The organism is Cryobacterium flavum (genome assembly GCF_900103805.1).
In the GTDB taxonomy this organism is placed as follows: Bacteria; Actinomycetota; Actinomycetes; order Actinomycetales; family Microbacteriaceae; genus Cryobacterium; species Cryobacterium flavum.
On record NZ_FNIB01000027.1, the window covers coordinates 1 to 13,996 of the forward strand.

A 13,996-nucleotide genomic window follows, 5' to 3' on the forward strand; every position below is an offset into this window, starting at 1 on the left:
AGGCATATCCTTCGCTGCCTCAAACGCTTCATCGCAAGGGAAATCTACCGTATCCTGACCGATCCACATCCGATCACTTCAGTCGAAGACCTCCGACCGAAACGAGTCGCCCTGGGCATGTCCATGCAGGTCACCGCCAATCACTGCGGCGTTGCTCAGGGCACCATCTCCCGCCTCGAACGCGGCATCAATGTCAACTACGACCTCGCCCGGCACTACCGCACCTGGCTAGACCAACAATCGGCCACAATTACCACTTGACATCAATAGGAGCATCAAAACGGCGGCATGAAACCCGGGACGGTTCAAAGTCCACAACGCCGGCCTTCACTCCAGCGCGGAACTAGCGGAACTCTTCAACGTCGCGCGATCGACCGTTTACCGCACTATCCACTGTCAGTTCGAATCTAGCCTTTGAGAAGGGCACCGATTGAAATCTCGTTGCCGGACTATCTAGTCCGGCAACGGGAACCCTAAAGACCGTTCGGGAAACCTCGGTCAGATTAGATGCCGGAGGTACCGTTGCGGATCCTCTAAAAACGATCGCCAGTTCCGAACCAGGTCGAGGTCGCCCCAGGCGCAGGGACGGTATCCCCACGGTCCGACCTCGTAGATCTCCGCACCGGGAATCGAGGCCAGGATCGGTGAATGAGTGGACAGAATCACTTGCGACCCTCCGGCGGCAAGGATGTCCCGAAGGTCGCATAGTAGGGCGAGCGATCCCGTGAACGAGAGCGCTGATTCCGGTTCGTCGAGGATCCACAAACCCGGGTAACGAGCCCGGGCGGCCACGAGATCGAGGAAGGATTCACCATGCGAACGCTCGTGGAACACCGGGTCGTTACCGCCCGGGTTGTCCTCGAGATAGGTGAAGAATCCATGCATCGTCTCCGCGCGAAGGAAGAAGCCGCCCCGGCGGGCACCCAGTCCTCGGCTCAATTGCAGGTGATCGGCGAGGGTGGACTCGGACCTACGGGTGGTGTGACGCGACCCAGTCGATCCGCCTTCTGGTCCCATCCCGTATGCACCCGCGATGGCCTCGACGAGCGTCGATTTCCCGACCCCGTTGTCGCCGACAAAAACGGTCACCTGGCCGAGTTCGAGACCGTGCTCGAGGAGCTGCGCGATCGGAGCAAGTGTCGCGGGCCAGACATCCTTAGGTAGAACGGGCGCGTTTGGGTCCTGGCCCACCGACCGAAGTGGAGTCACGTTTCTCGCCATACGATCATTCTGCCGGAATCGGAGTTCGAGACCGTTAGACCAACGCTTTGCGGAGCTCTGAACGTGTCAGGAAACTTGCGCGGTGTCCGTAAAGGAGCTTGGGCGGCGGGGACCGATATGATTTCGTTGTGTCGAGCAAGCCAACTGGAACCCGAATCGCTGCGGTGGCACTCTTCGCCGCATGGCTTGTGCACGACGTAGAAGAGGCATTCACCTTCCCGGCCACGTCCAGGCTGCTCGCCGCACGTCTGGGAACCGGCCGCGTCGTGGTTTCTCCGTCGCAATCTGTACTCGCCATCGCGCTCATGGGAGTGCTTGTTGGCACGGCCTGCGTTCGCGGCTCGCGCACCCAAGGAAAGTCACGTCTCTATCGGGCGGTGTTGGCGGGCTTGGAAGCTCATGTGGTCACGCACGTCGCGACTTCGATCTCCTTCAAGAGCTACACTGCTGGACTCATAACGGCACCCCTGGTGATGTTGCCCGGGGCGCGAGTGGCCCGGGATGAACTCCGTCGAAGCGGCTCGCCGCTCCTGCCGTCTGACACCGTACGTGGCGGGGCGCTTCTGTTCGCTTCAGCGATAGTTTCGCACCTAATTTCACGCCTCTTCCTCGGATTTAGAGCGTCTTGCGGGAGCCAGAGACGCCCACATGATGGTGGCTTCGCGCGAAACTCCCTGGTGACGAGAAGGACCAACGAGCAGATGGAAACGCCCAAATAATCGCTATCTGACCTAACGGCCGGCAGGAAATTGGAAGCCATCAAGGGGAACTCTCTCCGGGGCGTGGGTGCTAGCGGGTCTACGCCTGTATGTCGAGCCGGGCAATGACGCGGCCTCCCAGCGGCGATCAGTTTTGGCTACATGGATCTCTTTGAGTCCGGGTGGTCGCACGCGGGAGAGACATCTAGATGGATGTCGATCTCGATCGCTCATTCCCAGGCGAGTGTGAACCAAGCGATCGCGCCGATGTACCCAACGAAAGTAATGAGCGCTAATCGGGTTGGCGTGCTGAACGGGTTGTGTCTGCTGAACCCGAAAAACGAGTTCGCGTTCAGGAGGTGCAGGAACAGCCCCCCGCCGAGCACACCCACATACGCCGTCGGTCGAGCGGTGAGGAGGACGACGATGGCGAAGAAGATGTATTCGGTGACGAAGGCTGTTTTCGGGTATTGCCAGAGTCCGAATCCCAGCTTGCGGTCCTTGCCGCCGAAGCCAAGGACAGGCAGGTCGTGCATGTGTACGACGAGATCGAGGATCCAGTGTGAGATGGCGGCGACCCAGAACAGCACCCCAACCAGGACGCTGTTGTAGAGAAGAGCGACGATCGCGGCGGGCACGAGCGTGAACAGGTTGCCGAGCACCAGCGAGTGGGAGAACGGGTAGGAGTCGAATCGGATAGAACGTTGCAGTGGGTCGTTCCGGCCAATCGTGACGCGTTCGCGGCCCAGGAGGACGAGGACGGGCCACACCAGGTCCGGCCAGGCGACGCCGACAGCGATCGGGATCACCGGCGAGTCCGGCACGAGCGTAACCAACACTGCAGCAGCTGCGTAGTGACCGATGTACATGGAAGTCCGTCGCGGGCGCGAAAACGGGTCAGTAGTTTGCAGCGACCCGCGAAGGGAGCGAAAGGGGATATTTCGCATCCAACCGTGGGTCGATGACGATTCGGAAGAGAAAGCCAAAGAGTAACCGCACTCCAGCCCAGTAGGCAGGAATAATGAACCATCCGAGCCACGAGATCGTCCCGGTGGGTTCCAGAACGATTGTCGCGAAGGTAACTAGGACTCCCACGCCTTGGAATAGATAGGTGAACGCGTGCGTGATGGAATCACGGCGGGCTTGCTGCGCGCTCTTGCGAGCATGTAACTGTTCCACCGCCTCACCGAAGTCGATGCTTTCAACGCTCACAAATAGGTCTCTGACAGGTACCTCGAGCGCATTCGCAATCAGAGCGACCGTATCCAAACTGGCATCGCTACCCGCTTCCACGCGTTGGATCGTTCGCCCCGCGACCCCGCTCTCCTTCGCCAACCGCTCCTGAGTCCAGCCGCGGGCCCGACGGAGTTCACCGATGTGTGTCTTGTTCATGCTCTCAACCTAGGAGACAACCCGGCCGCCTTGCCACGACACCACCACGACAATCCGACGACAGCGTCAGACATAGTGGAACAAGTTCAAGTTCGAGGCCCCCATATTCGTGCCCGCAAGCCGGACGCCCACCGGGGTACCTAAACACGCGATCGCCGGCTTGGGTCCGTACCAATAAGGAACTCTCAGCGGGCACCGAAATCCGTCCAAGTGAGCGGCGGCGGCCAGGAGCTATTGGCTCACGCGGGGCGGTTCTGCTTCCCGTCGAGCCAGAGTGTGTCGGATGCGTCACTGTGCGCGGTGCCACTGCCCACGTGCTTCGTGTTGATTTTTTCGCCGTTCTTGATGATGTGCACGAGCGCCATGGCGTGACCGCGGCCCAAGTCGAAGTCCGCCTTCAGCCAATCGACGATCACCCCGGCTTTCTTGGACGGGTCGTCGAACCCCTTCTCCTGAGCGAGCGCGATGAACTGTCGCGGGGCCAGTCCAGTCTTATTGTCGCAGTCGACAATCACCGGCCCGGCCGAGCAACGAAGCGTGAGCGAACGTTCTATCTCGCTCGAGGGGCTCTTCGCGTGAACTCGACGTCTGCCGTCGGCACGACCTTGCCGGTTCGACCGGGGGCGGCTTGGAAGCTCCAGTACAGGTTGGTGTGCTCAATCACCTGAGCGGGCGGCGGAGCGCCCCATTCGGTGTGATCTTCTGTGGTGTGCGCGTCGGAGACCAACGTCACATCGTAATCGCGGGTGAAACCCCCATGAAGGGTGGAGCGCACGCACGCGTCGGTTTGCGCACCGACAACGACGAGGTGCCCGACGTCGATCCCGGCGAGCACCTGTTCCAGGCTGGTCGCCTCGAACGAGTCTCCATACTCTTTGCGGATAACGGCCTCACCGTGCGCTGGCGTGAGGTCGGGAACGATCTGCCAGACATCGCTGTCGATCGGCAGCTCGTCAGAGGAATGCTGTACCCAGAGGACCGGCACTGTTTCAGCGCGGGCGCGGTCTACCAGAATCGCGATATTGGCAACCACCGGACCGCGCCGGTGGGCGTTGGCCAGAACCCCGTTCTGGGCATCTATCACGAGAAGCGCGGTACCGGAACGGTCAGTGGGACGGGACATTTCATCCTCCAATAGCAGAAGAGCGAGACTGCGATCATGCTACTCCCAACATCCGACACTCAGCTCGCGAACGGTGGTCAGCGTTCTCGATGCCGCGCCCTCGGGGACCTTGGAGTTCTGCCCGCCATGACGTGCCAATCTCCGATCGGTGTGGGGCGGGACTGTCAGAAAATTGATGGATAGAATGCCCGGAAGCCGGACGACCAACGGGCGCATTGAAGCGTGATTCCGCTCAAGTCGATGCGCTGAGCAAGTCGCCCGCAACGGGAACCCTCACCGGGACGAACGCCGGTGACCACTGTGGGACGATGATCGCGCCGGCGTAGTGCTCAATCGGACCGCCCTAGAGCGGGTGCCCTCTTCTCGCAACGCCCTAGTAGGTTGGCATCAGTTAGCTGATCGATCTTGGCTCTGCTGGGGTCCCTGCGGTTGATCCGCCGCGGGCATATTGGCAGCGCAACCAAGCACAGCGCGGCAGGGGTACACCCTGCTGTCAAGGGTGGGTTTACCTGCGCGCCCCATATGCTTGGATCCATGATCGCCGCCATCGCCTTCGTCACACTGATTGGCCTGTTGGTTCTCTTCCAGCTTTCCCTCGCCTTCGGCGCGCCGTGGGGACGATTCGCGTGGGGCGGGCAGCATCCCGGCGTTCTGCCGTTCGGGTATCGGATCGCCTCGGGCGTCTCCATCCTGATCTACGGGTTCATCGCCCTGCTCGCCCTCGACCGGGCGGGTGTTACTGACGTGTTTCCGAACGCGTTCTCGACAGTGGGGATCTGGGTAGTCTTTGGATACCTCACCCTCGGCGTGGTGATGAATGCGATCTCCCGGTCCAAACCGGAGCGGTATGCGATGACACCGGTCGCCCTCGCGCTCTCGATGCTCGCGCTGCTGATCGCGTTGAGCGGCCCCGCTGAGGAATCGTTCGCCGGCATGGTGTTCGATGACGGAGACGGACCGGTGTTCTGCACGACGATCATGGAGTCCTACCCGCCCCAATGCGGCGCCGACTCCCCTTCTATTACCGGGTGGGATTGGCCCGCGGTCGAGCACGAGCAGTCGCAAACCATCCGCTGGGGCGAGTACCGGTTCAGGGGCGAGCGCGAGGGCAACACCATCTCCGTCAGCGGTTCGCCATCGCCGCTGCAGTGACGGGGCGGAGGGAAGGAAGCAACGCACCGATTAGGTGTAGCCGTCTTCGGTATGAACTCTGCGTCGGCCGTGATCATCTACGCGCGCTGAAGCCCGCAAGCCGGACGACCAACGGGCGCATTGAAGCGTGATTCCGCTCAAGTCGATGCGCTGAGCAAGTCGCCCGCAACGGGAACCCTCAGCGGGACAATGGGATGTCGAGCGGCTATTTCGTAAGTTTGCGCCCATGATCCTTTCGCGGGCTGTGCCGATCCTCACTGCCTCCAACCTTCGCTCATCAACAGAGGGTTACTGTCGGAGGTTCGGGCTTGACCTATTGATGGACCACGGATGCATAGTCACACTTGGCATGACAGGCCGCAGCGCGCAATTCAACCTTATGGAGCGGGACGAGACCGCGCTTATGAACCCGATTGCGTCCTTGCAGGTCGATGATGTTGACCAAGCCCTAGAGACGTCATTGCTGCTGGGCTCGAGATTGTGCATGAATTGACCGAGGAAGCCTGGGGTGTGCGGCGGTTCTTTTTTCGATACGGCGACGGAAATGTCATCAACGTTCTCACTCACGTGAGCTGAATATGCCGAATCACTGACCTATGGTGAGCGACATCGACTCGCGCTCAAGGGAGAGCGCGCCCGATAGCGCCGAGTCGTTCCAGCTGGGAAGAATGTGGCGGGTCGATGAGCTGTTCGCGTCATCAGCTGGCGTTGTCATAGTTCCCGGCCGCCCGATGCAACGCGAGGAGGCGGACCGGCTCGTCATGGTGGCCATCACGGCCATTCAGCGGCGCTGATGCCTCAGTTCTCTCTCGGTGCGGTTCAGTTCGAAGAACTTCTTCGGGCGATAACCCGCCGGACGATTTTTCCCGAGGAGGTACTGACCACTTCGTCGTTCAGCATTAGCCTCACCCCACCCAGAGCCGCCATGACAGCCGATTCGTCGAATGCTGCGTACAGCCGACCAGCATCGTCCCGCCGGTCTGAACCTGGCGTGACACGCCAGCTCAAGTAAAGTGTCCCCCCAGGAATCAACAACCTCATCATCCGCGACACGGACGGGCCGACTTCCTCTTCCGGCAGATGCATGATGACCGTCTCGCACAACACATTGGCGAAAGATGCATCCGCGACTCCGTCGAGCTTCGGCAGCTGGCGCTTCTCGAATTGCACCCCCAAGTGCCGCCTGCGCGCCTCTGCCAGCAGGCCTTCGGAAGCATCGAATCCAATGGCCGGGAAGCCGTTTGTTGAGAGCCAGGCGCTATCACGACCACTGCCGCATCCGACGTCGGCGGTGAGACCAGGTGTGAAGTGCTCCGAAAGGAGGGCATAGAGATCGGTCGGGGTATCCTGCTCCTGCTCCCACTCGTCAGCATAGGAAGCTGCATCGGCGTCATAAGCTGCAATGGTCTTAGAATCCATGCCGCAAGTCTGCTCCCTCTCTCAACAACTTCGCTCGAGCGGTCACCACTCTGAGCGAAGGCGTCAGGTCACACGGGAACCCTCAGCGGGATTGCTCTCGGCTCAGGTTTCTGGAGTGGCTGCAGTCCTTGCCATCCATTTTTCAGGCTGAGCGAGAGGTTCGAAACCGAATTTCTCGTAGAGACCGTGGGCGTCCCCGGTGGAAAGTACGACACGCTTCAGATTCAGATCGTCGAGCAGTGCGCACACGTTCTCCATGAGTGCGACCCCCACGCCGTGTCCGCGGACCTTTGGGTCCACGAAGACGTCGCAGAGCCACGCGAATGTTACCGAGTCGGTCACGACTCGGGCATAAGCTACCTGCCGTCCGCTGGCTGAGTCGAACATGCCGAAATTGGTGGATGCGTCGATTGCGGCATCCTGAAGGGCACGGGGTCGCCCCGTCGCCCAGTATGCCTCGCGGCTCAACCACGCGTGGATCTGCTCGCGGTCCATATCGCCGGTACGTGCAGAGAACCGGTAAGAAGCATTCGTCATGACTCCACTGAATCGGAACTGAAGACGGGACGCAAGCCGAGTGATCGTCGCTCCACGGATGATCGAGACTTAGGAGAGAACCTCCTCCAGGTTCAGTCCCTGGTGCGGCGCATACCGCCCGAAGCGCACGAGGTTTCCGGGTGCCATAGTGTCGGAGCATGCAGCTCACAGAATCGCCCACGCTCGCAGGATCGCTCGTAACCCTTGAGCCCCTGTCATTCGATCACGTAGCCGAGCTCCGTGAAGCTGCGAACGAAGCAGAACTCTGGCGTGCTTGGTACACATCAATACCGCACCCCGAGGCGATGACCACGGAGGTTGAACGCCGACTCAGCCTCCACGAGCAGGGAAAAATGCTGCCATGGGCCACTCGGCTCGCGTCAACGGGGCGGATCGTCGGCATGACGACCTTTATGAACCCGAGCACCGATGCGCAGCGATTAGAAATCGGCTCCACTTGGCTGGCGAGAAGCGCTCAAGGTACGGGCGCGAACCGAGAGGCCAAGCTCCTCCAACTGACGTACGCCTTCGACGTTTTGGACTGCATTGCCGTCGAGTTTCGTACTCACTGGCACAACCGCCAATCACGAAAGGCAATAGCTGCTTTGGGCGCAAAGGAAGATGGAGTGCTGCGCAGCCACTCAGTTGGACCGGACGGCGCTCTCCGCGACACCGTCATATTTTCCATCACTGCAAGTGAATGGCCAGCCGTGCGCCTGGGCCTTCGGCATTCCTTGACCACGAGGGAATTCTCCCTCCAATAATTGCGTCGCATCGTCGGCTGGGCCGCCCGATTTCACAACGGCCTCACTCCGTAAGGCGAACGTCTTGCGGGCGCACAATTAAGAGATCGAACACGAACGCGAAGACACGCCTGAATTCGCCAGACCCTCCGCCAGACGTCGGAGGTTTTTGGAAGACACTGCGTCCTACGCGACACGGTGCTCTCGCTGCTGCGGAACGGCTACAAATCTGTGTTCGGCTGCACCTGGGCGAGACCTGATCGACGTCCTATAGACAGCCATGCCAGCGGACCGACGACCGGTACGAAAATCGTCACGAGCGCCCAGATCATGGCTTGCGCTGAGGTAAGGCGTTTAGCGGTTCGAGCCATCGAGACAAGCGCTACGACGGCTAGGGCGATGACCAGAACCGAGAACATAGTCCACGCGATGTCATACCCGACGGGAATGATTGGATTAATAGAGTTGCCCATGTCGTCAGCTTACGGCGGAGGTTCTGCGAGCGGAAACGGTACCGGCGGCAACGGTCAAGCCCCGTGTTATGCGTGGGCAGCCCGTAACCGGAAGGCTCAACGGGTACGCTGACGCCTGAACCGTCGACGTCCGGTCGGGCGATCCGTCACCGGCCACCTCAGATGATTGCCGGGTTTGGCTCCCGAACGTAGGGTTGAATCATGGCTGAGCATGAAGAGTTGGCAGTTTTTCTGGGTGACTGGCATGCCGAGGGCACCTCTTATGGTGGTGACGAGCAGTCGCTGGATAATCCGCATGCGGGAGCGAGTCCGTGGAACAGCATCCACTTCGCCCGGTGGCATTCGGGCAACTACTTCATCGTGCAAGATGAGCGCGCGAACGGTCCGTTCGACACACTTAGTCTGATGGGCTGGGACGCTGAAGCCGGCCGCTATTTCGCCCGAACGGTCGAGAATCACGGCTTCGCACGCGATTACACTCTGACTGTCGACGGTCATACTTGGACGCTGACGGGCGAGCACGAGCGCGCAACGTATCGATTTGGCGAAGACGGTCGCAGCCAGGAGATCGCCTGGGAGTGGAAACCCGCTGACGTATGGCTACCGCTTTGCGACCGCACCGCTCATCGCATCAACTGATCGAGCACCAACGGATTCCAACGGTGGGTAAGTCTGCCTAGCTCTGTGTCATACGGGAACCCCCTACGGGACGGTTCTCGGGCGGCTGACACTCTTTCGTTTCTCCTACGAGCCCTGTGTCTTGCCCAGGTAAGCGGTGATGTCGACGGAGATGGTGGGCGGCAGGCTGGGCGCGCCCGGATCGATTGGATCGACGTCAATGTTCATCACTGTCCCCGTCCATCAGATAGCCCGAACGAGCGGGACAAAGCCGCGCGGGTATGTGCCAGGGTCGAACAGTTCGTCCGCGTCATTGGACGAGTCGATTCTCGTAGGCAAGTGCGACGAGTTGCAGTCGAGAGCTCAGGCTGAGTTTGGCGAGGATGCCCGAGATGTGGCTCTTGACGGTTGTCTCGCTGATGAATGCAGCTGCGCCGATGTCGGCGTTGCTGAGCCCTCGGGCGGCAAGGAGGAAGACCTCCTTTTGGCGCACGGACAGTGCAGAAATGACGGCGTCATTGGCTTGTCCCAGATGGCGGGGCGACAGGTCGTGAATCAGCGCCAGAGAGTTGTTTGGCGCGATGACAGATTTACCGGCGTGCACGGTTCGAATGGCGGCGAGGAGAAATTCAGGCGTGGCGTCTTTCATCAGGAACCCGCTGGCGCCGGCATTGATCGCGCTGAGAACGGCAATGTCGCGCTGGTGGGTGGTCAACACGATGATCCGAGGAGGTTCTCTACCGTCCGCCGCCGCAAGTATCTGTTCGGTGGCAGTGATGCCGTCCGCCTTGGGCATCCTGATGTCCATCAGAATCACGTCGGGTTTCTCCTGCGCAGCCAAAACCGTGATTGCCTCGCCATCGTACGCAGCGCCGGCGAAGTCAAGGTCGTCCTGCGACGCAATCAGCATCTCGATTCCTGAGCAGAACAGCACCTGATCATCAGCGATAGCGACGCGAATCACGATTCGTCTTCCCCCACTTCGGTTGTCGTGGTTCTGGTAGTTCCGAGGATGGCGTCGGCACGAGGAACGAATCCGGTCACAACATATCGTCCTGGCTCGTCGTCATCGAACCCGGCGGCCAGCCACCCTCCGGCCAGTCGGGCGCGTTCGCGCATACCTCGCAGACCCCGTTGCGGTGATTGTGCCGCCGGTTGAGTTTTCTCCCCGCGTGACGAGATGGTGAGGGCCAGGCCCGGGCCGCGCCAGTCAAAGACCACCGTCGCCACAGCCGATGCGCCCGCGTGCTTCAGCGCATTCGTCAAGCTCTCCTGCACGATACTGTAGACGGCCAGCTGCTGTCCCGAGGTCAGTACCCCGGCGTCGCCAAAGACCGTGTGGGTGACCGACAGGCCAGCGGATCGCATCCGCTCGAGCAGCGCGTCGAGTCCATCCAGTGTCGGATGTGAGTGCCCCTCCGACTCTGTTCCAAGCGAATCGATTAGCATGCGGACCTCGACCAACGATTCCCGCGCGGACCGTGCGATCGCGGCGAGCGAATCATTGGTGCCTTCTGGTCGCTTATCGCCGAGATACCGTGCGCCATCCGCCTGGGCGACGATGACCGAGAGTGAGTGCGCCATGATGTCGTGCACGTCCTGAGCGATTCGGTCGTGTTCGCTCGCGAACCGCAGCTCTGACTCGGCGTTGCTGAGGTCCGCGGCGATAGCAAGTCGTTGGGTTTCGCTCCGATTGCGTTCCAGACGTGCCCGGGTGCCGAACCCGATGTACCAGCACGCGACGGACACTCCTACGAATGCCAGAAACATGAGTGCGATGTTTTTCCACGGCTCAGAATCGTTGGCGCCCCAGCTGACCGCAAGGCTGCGTTCCAGTGTCGGCGAGAGTGCGGGAATGGTGAAGAACAGGGCGATCACAATCCCATAGATACCAACGAGTGGAAGTGAAACGTGGCGCTCACGATGGTTCGCCGACGCACCCAGCACGGCCGCGGCGATCCCAAAACCCAGATATGCCGGAAATGCCGTCTCGCTGAACCGCAATGACGGAACGACCAGCTGCGCCAGCAGGAGAAAGCCCAATACCGCCAAAGCCAAAAACGGAGCAAGTCGCGAGAGTGCAATCGCGATGCCAATCATCACAAAAGGCAGCACTGCGACCGCAACGTTCCTCGGGTCAAAACGCCCAACCTCGCTCATCACCCACAACAGAACAAAGCACACACCGACAGCGGGCTCGATTGCGCTGCGCAACATCAATCTCAACGACTTCATACCCTCAACCTAGAGCGGCCATCCCAGACAGCCCAAGCCAGACGGAGTCGGTTCATCCGAAAGGTGTATACAACTCATACTTCGTCCCTGCTGGGAGAGGCGAGATCGCCGATTATGCTGCATCAATCCGTCAGACTGGTGTACACGTTGGAGGGCCTGATTCCCGGTCGAGTGCCAATCAGCGTGGGTAGTGCACGAGCGCAGTCCGCAAGGCAACCCTCTGGGGGGCCTGTTAGAAGAGAAACCCGAAGAGCAGGGCCGCGACGCCGAGTACCAAAAAGCCCAGGCAGTTGACCCAAAATTCCATTCCGAGGAAGCGCGAGCGGATGTGGGCTACGGCTGCGGACGAGAAGTAGACGATGACGCCGACTGTGGCTGCTAGGCCGATTCCTGGAATGGCGAGCCCGACGAGCAGCCCTGTGACGGCGAGGGATTTGATGACAATGAGCGTCCACCACCACTGGCGCGGGAACCCCACTCCGTTCAAGCAGTCACGGATGAATTTTGGTGGCTTGATGGACATACCGACGTCGACTGCCAGGACTGCAGCGAGGGCAGCTTCAAGCCACCAGGGTTCGGGGAGCAGAATCATTTCAGGCGGCCTTTCCGTTGACGAGGTAGCGCACCGTTTTTTCGAGCTCAGTCAGGGTGCTGTCTGGGTTCGGATCACTTTGGCCGGCCCAGATGAAAACTTCACCGAGATATGCACGGTGGATAATGCGGGCTGTCGCGGACGCATCTGTCGCAGAACGGCCCGCGCGAATGAGTACGTCCGATACCTGCCCTATGAGTACGCCGGACAACTCCGCGAAGATTATCGACGGGTGTTTCCCGCCAACAAGAATGGCAGTGTACGCGCGCGCCAGATCTGGCTGCGCTGCAAAGAATCGTACGAACGAACCGAGCGTGTCGATAATCTCTGCAGCCGGGTCCTGCGCGATCGGCACGCCAGAAGGTGCGGGGTGAATGCTGGCGATCTTCCGATCGAAGATCTCCACGAGTAGGCCATTCTTGTCGGCAACAGCCATCACAGTGCCAACACTGACCGCAGCGCTTTCGGCGATCTGCCGAATGGTTGTGGCCGCGAAACCGCGCCGCACAAATAGCTCCTCAGCAGCGCTCAGAACTTTCACGCGTGACGCGTCGCGTGCTAGAGACCTTGAATGAACGCGTTCGGTGAACATGTTCAGATTATAGCTCCCCTTTTCAAGCCGATATGGCGATCGTGTCGTCGGTGAGTTGAGTGAATTGGTTCGGTGCCGCCCGCAAGCCGGACGTCGAGCGCGACAGATGTGGGCAAACCACCTGGCGGCCGAGTGCGCCGACCTCGTGTCACAGGGGAACCCTCTACGGGAAGTTCGGGCGGGTGTGAGCGAATGCATCGGACTCCCCGAGCGGCTCACGCATGTGGTCCGATAGGGTGAAGTTCAGCTGTGAGCCCTGGGGAGGCCCCAATGAAGTACTGGAACGTCCTGATTGTTTCGTTCGCTCTGGCCGGTGCGCTGGCGCTGTCCGGGTGCACCGCAGATTCCGCACCTGCTGTAAGCCCGACTCCGTCAGCAATGGCATCCACAACGGATGCGGTGACATGCTCCGCCTTCGGCGATGTTCTGACAATTACCGCGAACGCTGATGCTGGTCTTCGGGATGGTCGGATGGCCACTCAGGAACAACAGGGCTGGTATCGGCTGGCCACGCGCGTACTGGATCGGGTGCCGACCAGCGGAAGTGGCGACGTTAGCGAGGCAACCATCGCTCTCAGGGACGCTGCACCGGTTATCAGCCTTGGTGCCATGACAATGAGTGGAATTGGGTCCGCGGAGTGGAACGACGGCCTCGACAAGCTGTCCCTCGCTTGCGCCGACGCGGGTGCCGAGACGGCAGTTGCGATGTTCACCGGCGGATAGCACGGATTTCAGCGAGCGGATGTCGAACTCGCGGTGTCATAAGACAAGAGCCGCCCGTAAGACGAAGACCAGGACTTGCGACCTGCAAGCGGTAAACCCCTTCAGCGGGCCCTTGAGCTCAGCCCCCGATGCAGTCGCCGCTTCCGCTGTAACAGGGGCGATAATTCGGGTTAGTCGTTGAAGCCGGGGGTTCAGGGCGCCAGTCGATCCTTGGCACTGACATCAACAGCGCCACTCCAAGAGCCATGATCAACGCGACGCTCGCGATGAACACGAGGCCGACCCGACGCCGCACGATTGCCCTCACGAGCAGCCCGACTTGAAGGGCGAGCATGATTCCGGCGGTCACCCAGTAGCCCACGATGTCCGAGGTCGGCGGCTGCGGGCTCAAGCTTGCTGAAAACGCGCGGCGAACGAGGTCGACGGTTAGCACGAAAGTCACAAACGCGGACCCGAGAGTAAGCAAGTCGAAGCCGCC

19 protein-coding genes and 2 pseudogenes are annotated in these 13,996 nt (G+C 60.6%); 8 read left to right on the forward strand and 13 right to left on the reverse strand.

What is annotated here, in order from left to right:
* Positions 1-261: pseudogene (locus tag BLS91_RS20410) on the forward strand (IS110 family transposase); the annotation flags it as partial.
* 58 nt (positions 262-319) lie between these two features.
* Positions 320-418 (forward strand): annotated as a pseudogene (locus BLS91_RS21260) (helix-turn-helix domain-containing protein); the annotation flags it as partial.
* 80 nt (positions 419-498) lie between these two features.
* Here the strand turns inward: BLS91_RS21260 and BLS91_RS18955 are convergent.
* Complete coding sequence (locus BLS91_RS18955) at positions 499-1,221, reverse strand: AAA family ATPase (RefSeq protein WP_092342582.1); 723 nt, start codon at positions 1,219-1,221, stop codon at positions 499-501.
* Positions 1,222-1,385: 164 nt separating this feature from the next.
* On the opposite strand from BLS91_RS18955, the gene BLS91_RS21265 reads away from it, so the two are divergent.
* Entirely contained in the window at positions 1,386-1,940 is a 555-nt protein-coding gene (locus BLS91_RS21265; protein WP_159433916.1) for an HXXEE domain-containing protein, read from the forward strand.
* A 209-nt stretch (positions 1,941-2,149) separates the two neighbouring features.
* On the opposite strand, the gene BLS91_RS18965 is transcribed toward BLS91_RS21265, so the two are convergent.
* The 4 genes from BLS91_RS18965 to BLS91_RS18980 form a co-directional block, all read right to left on the reverse strand.
* Positions 2,150-2,788, reverse strand: coding sequence for a hypothetical protein (locus BLS91_RS18965; protein ID WP_092342586.1), 639 nt, complete (start codon positions 2,786-2,788; stop codon positions 2,150-2,152).
* A 28-nt stretch (positions 2,789-2,816) separates the two neighbouring features.
* Positions 2,817-3,311 (reverse strand): helix-turn-helix domain-containing protein, encoded by a 495-nt coding sequence (locus tag BLS91_RS18970; RefSeq protein WP_092342588.1) that lies wholly within the window; start codon positions 3,309-3,311, stop codon positions 2,817-2,819.
* Positions 3,312-3,550: 239 nt separating this feature from the next.
* Positions 3,551-3,826: a DUF4287 domain-containing protein gene (locus BLS91_RS18975; RefSeq protein ID WP_198412805.1), complete on the reverse strand. Its 276-nt coding sequence runs from the start codon at positions 3,824-3,826 to the stop codon at positions 3,551-3,553.
* A gap of 35 nt (positions 3,827-3,861) precedes the next feature.
* Positions 3,862-4,434, reverse strand: a complete 573-nt coding sequence (locus BLS91_RS18980; protein WP_092342590.1) for an isochorismatase family protein — start codon at positions 4,432-4,434, stop codon at positions 3,862-3,864.
* Positions 4,435-4,968: 534 nt separating this feature from the next.
* Here BLS91_RS18980 and BLS91_RS20870 point away from each other — a divergent pair.
* Both BLS91_RS20870 and BLS91_RS18995 read left to right on the forward strand, forming a co-directional pair.
* A complete protein-coding gene (locus BLS91_RS20870; protein ID WP_241983121.1) occupies positions 4,969-5,586 on the forward strand; it encodes a hypothetical protein in 618 nt (205 codons plus the stop codon).
* A gap of 596 nt (positions 5,587-6,182) precedes the next feature.
* A complete protein-coding gene (locus BLS91_RS18995) occupies positions 6,183-6,380 on the forward strand; it encodes a hypothetical protein (protein WP_092342592.1) in 198 nt (65 codons plus the stop codon).
* 25 nt (positions 6,381-6,405) lie between these two features.
* Here BLS91_RS18995 and BLS91_RS19000 read toward each other — a convergent pair whose 3' ends face one another.
* The gene (locus BLS91_RS19000) at positions 6,406-7,005 is read right to left on the reverse strand and encodes a class I SAM-dependent methyltransferase (RefSeq protein ID WP_092342594.1); all 600 of its coding nucleotides are present in this window, start codon (positions 7,003-7,005) and stop codon (positions 6,406-6,408) included.
* A 102-nt stretch (positions 7,006-7,107) separates the two neighbouring features.
* Positions 7,108-7,542, reverse strand: coding sequence for a GNAT family N-acetyltransferase (locus tag BLS91_RS19005; RefSeq protein WP_092342596.1), 435 nt, complete (start codon positions 7,540-7,542; stop codon positions 7,108-7,110).
* A 158-nt stretch (positions 7,543-7,700) separates the two neighbouring features.
* Here BLS91_RS19005 and BLS91_RS19010 point away from each other — a divergent pair, with 158 nt between their 5' ends.
* The gene (locus BLS91_RS19010) at positions 7,701-8,306 is read left to right on the forward strand and encodes a GNAT family N-acetyltransferase (protein WP_092342598.1); all 606 of its coding nucleotides are present in this window, start codon (positions 7,701-7,703) and stop codon (positions 8,304-8,306) included.
* 200 nt (positions 8,307-8,506) lie between these two features.
* Here the strand turns inward: BLS91_RS19010 and BLS91_RS19015 are convergent, their stop codons facing one another.
* A complete protein-coding gene (locus tag BLS91_RS19015; protein WP_092342600.1) occupies positions 8,507-8,758 on the reverse strand; it encodes a PLDc N-terminal domain-containing protein in 252 nt (83 codons plus the stop codon).
* A gap of 201 nt (positions 8,759-8,959) precedes the next feature.
* On the opposite strand from BLS91_RS19015, the gene BLS91_RS19020 reads away from it, so the two are divergent.
* Complete coding sequence (locus tag BLS91_RS19020) at positions 8,960-9,397, forward strand: hypothetical protein (protein ID WP_092342601.1); 438 nt, start codon at positions 8,960-8,962, stop codon at positions 9,395-9,397.
* Positions 9,398-9,686: 289 nt separating this feature from the next.
* Here the strand turns inward: BLS91_RS19020 and BLS91_RS19025 are convergent, their stop codons facing one another.
* The 4 genes from BLS91_RS19025 to BLS91_RS19040 form a co-directional block, all read right to left on the reverse strand.
* Positions 9,687-10,340, reverse strand: coding sequence for a response regulator (locus BLS91_RS19025; RefSeq protein ID WP_092342603.1), 654 nt, complete (start codon positions 10,338-10,340; stop codon positions 9,687-9,689).
* Positions 10,337-11,476 (reverse strand): sensor histidine kinase, encoded by a 1,140-nt coding sequence (locus BLS91_RS19030; RefSeq protein ID WP_159433917.1) that lies wholly within the window; start codon positions 11,474-11,476, stop codon positions 10,337-10,339. Before BLS91_RS19030 ends, BLS91_RS19025 begins: the two co-directional genes overlap by 4 nt.
* 367 nt (positions 11,477-11,843) lie before the next feature.
* A complete protein-coding gene (locus BLS91_RS19035) occupies positions 11,844-12,203 on the reverse strand; it encodes a DoxX family protein (protein ID WP_092342607.1) in 360 nt (119 codons plus the stop codon).
* A 1-nt stretch (position 12,204) separates the two neighbouring features.
* The gene (locus tag BLS91_RS19040) at positions 12,205-12,795 is read right to left on the reverse strand and encodes a TetR/AcrR family transcriptional regulator (protein ID WP_158252722.1); all 591 of its coding nucleotides are present in this window, start codon (positions 12,793-12,795) and stop codon (positions 12,205-12,207) included.
* Positions 12,796-13,065: 270 nt separating this feature from the next.
* Here BLS91_RS19040 and BLS91_RS19045 point away from each other — a divergent pair, with 270 nt between their 5' ends.
* On the forward strand, positions 13,066-13,518 hold the full coding sequence (locus BLS91_RS19045; RefSeq protein WP_092342611.1) for a hypothetical protein: 453 nt from the start codon (positions 13,066-13,068) through the stop codon (positions 13,516-13,518).
* Between the two features lie 118 nt (positions 13,519-13,636).
* Here BLS91_RS19045 and BLS91_RS19050 read toward each other — a convergent pair.
* On the reverse strand, positions 13,637-13,996 hold a 360-nt coding region (locus BLS91_RS19050), incomplete at its 5' end, for a DUF6234 family protein (protein WP_208859945.1).

Coding starts and splice junctions, on each gene's coding strand:
- BLS91_RS19005 (WP_092342596.1), bottom strand. CDS start 7,542: ATGACGAATGCTTCTTACCGGTTCTCTGCACGTACCGGCGATATGGAC.
- BLS91_RS19030 (WP_159433917.1), bottom strand. CDS start 11,476: ATGATTGGCATCGCGATTGCACTCTCGCGACTTGCTCCGTTTTTGGCT.
- BLS91_RS19040 (WP_158252722.1), bottom strand. CDS start 12,795: ATGTTCACCGAACGCGTTCATTCAAGGTCTCTAGCACGCGACGCGTCA.
- BLS91_RS19010 (WP_092342598.1), top strand. CDS start 7,701: ATGCAGCTCACAGAATCGCCCACGCTCGCAGGATCGCTCGTAACCCTT.
- BLS91_RS18995 (WP_092342592.1), top strand. CDS start 6,183: ATGGTGAGCGACATCGACTCGCGCTCAAGGGAGAGCGCGCCCGATAGC.
- BLS91_RS19035 (WP_092342607.1), bottom strand. CDS start 12,203: ATGATTCTGCTCCCCGAACCCTGGTGGCTTGAAGCTGCCCTCGCTGCA.
- BLS91_RS20870 (WP_241983121.1), top strand. CDS start 4,969: ATGATCGCCGCCATCGCCTTCGTCACACTGATTGGCCTGTTGGTTCTC.
- BLS91_RS18955 (WP_092342582.1), bottom strand. CDS start 1,221: ATGGCGAGAAACGTGACTCCACTTCGGTCGGTGGGCCAGGACCCAAAC.
- BLS91_RS18965 (WP_092342586.1), bottom strand. CDS start 2,788: ATGTACATCGGTCACTACGCAGCTGCTGCAGTGTTGGTTACGCTCGTG.
- BLS91_RS19020 (WP_092342601.1), top strand. CDS start 8,960: ATGGCTGAGCATGAAGAGTTGGCAGTTTTTCTGGGTGACTGGCATGCC.
- BLS91_RS19015 (WP_092342600.1), bottom strand. CDS start 8,758: ATGGGCAACTCTATTAATCCAATCATTCCCGTCGGGTATGACATCGCG.
- BLS91_RS19000 (WP_092342594.1), bottom strand. CDS start 7,005: ATGGATTCTAAGACCATTGCAGCTTATGACGCCGATGCAGCTTCCTAT.
- BLS91_RS18970 (WP_092342588.1), bottom strand. CDS start 3,311: ATGAACAAGACACACATCGGTGAACTCCGTCGGGCCCGCGGCTGGACT.
- BLS91_RS19045 (WP_092342611.1), top strand. CDS start 13,066: ATGAAGTACTGGAACGTCCTGATTGTTTCGTTCGCTCTGGCCGGTGCG.
- BLS91_RS18980 (WP_092342590.1), bottom strand. CDS start 4,434: ATGTCCCGTCCCACTGACCGTTCCGGTACCGCGCTTCTCGTGATAGAT.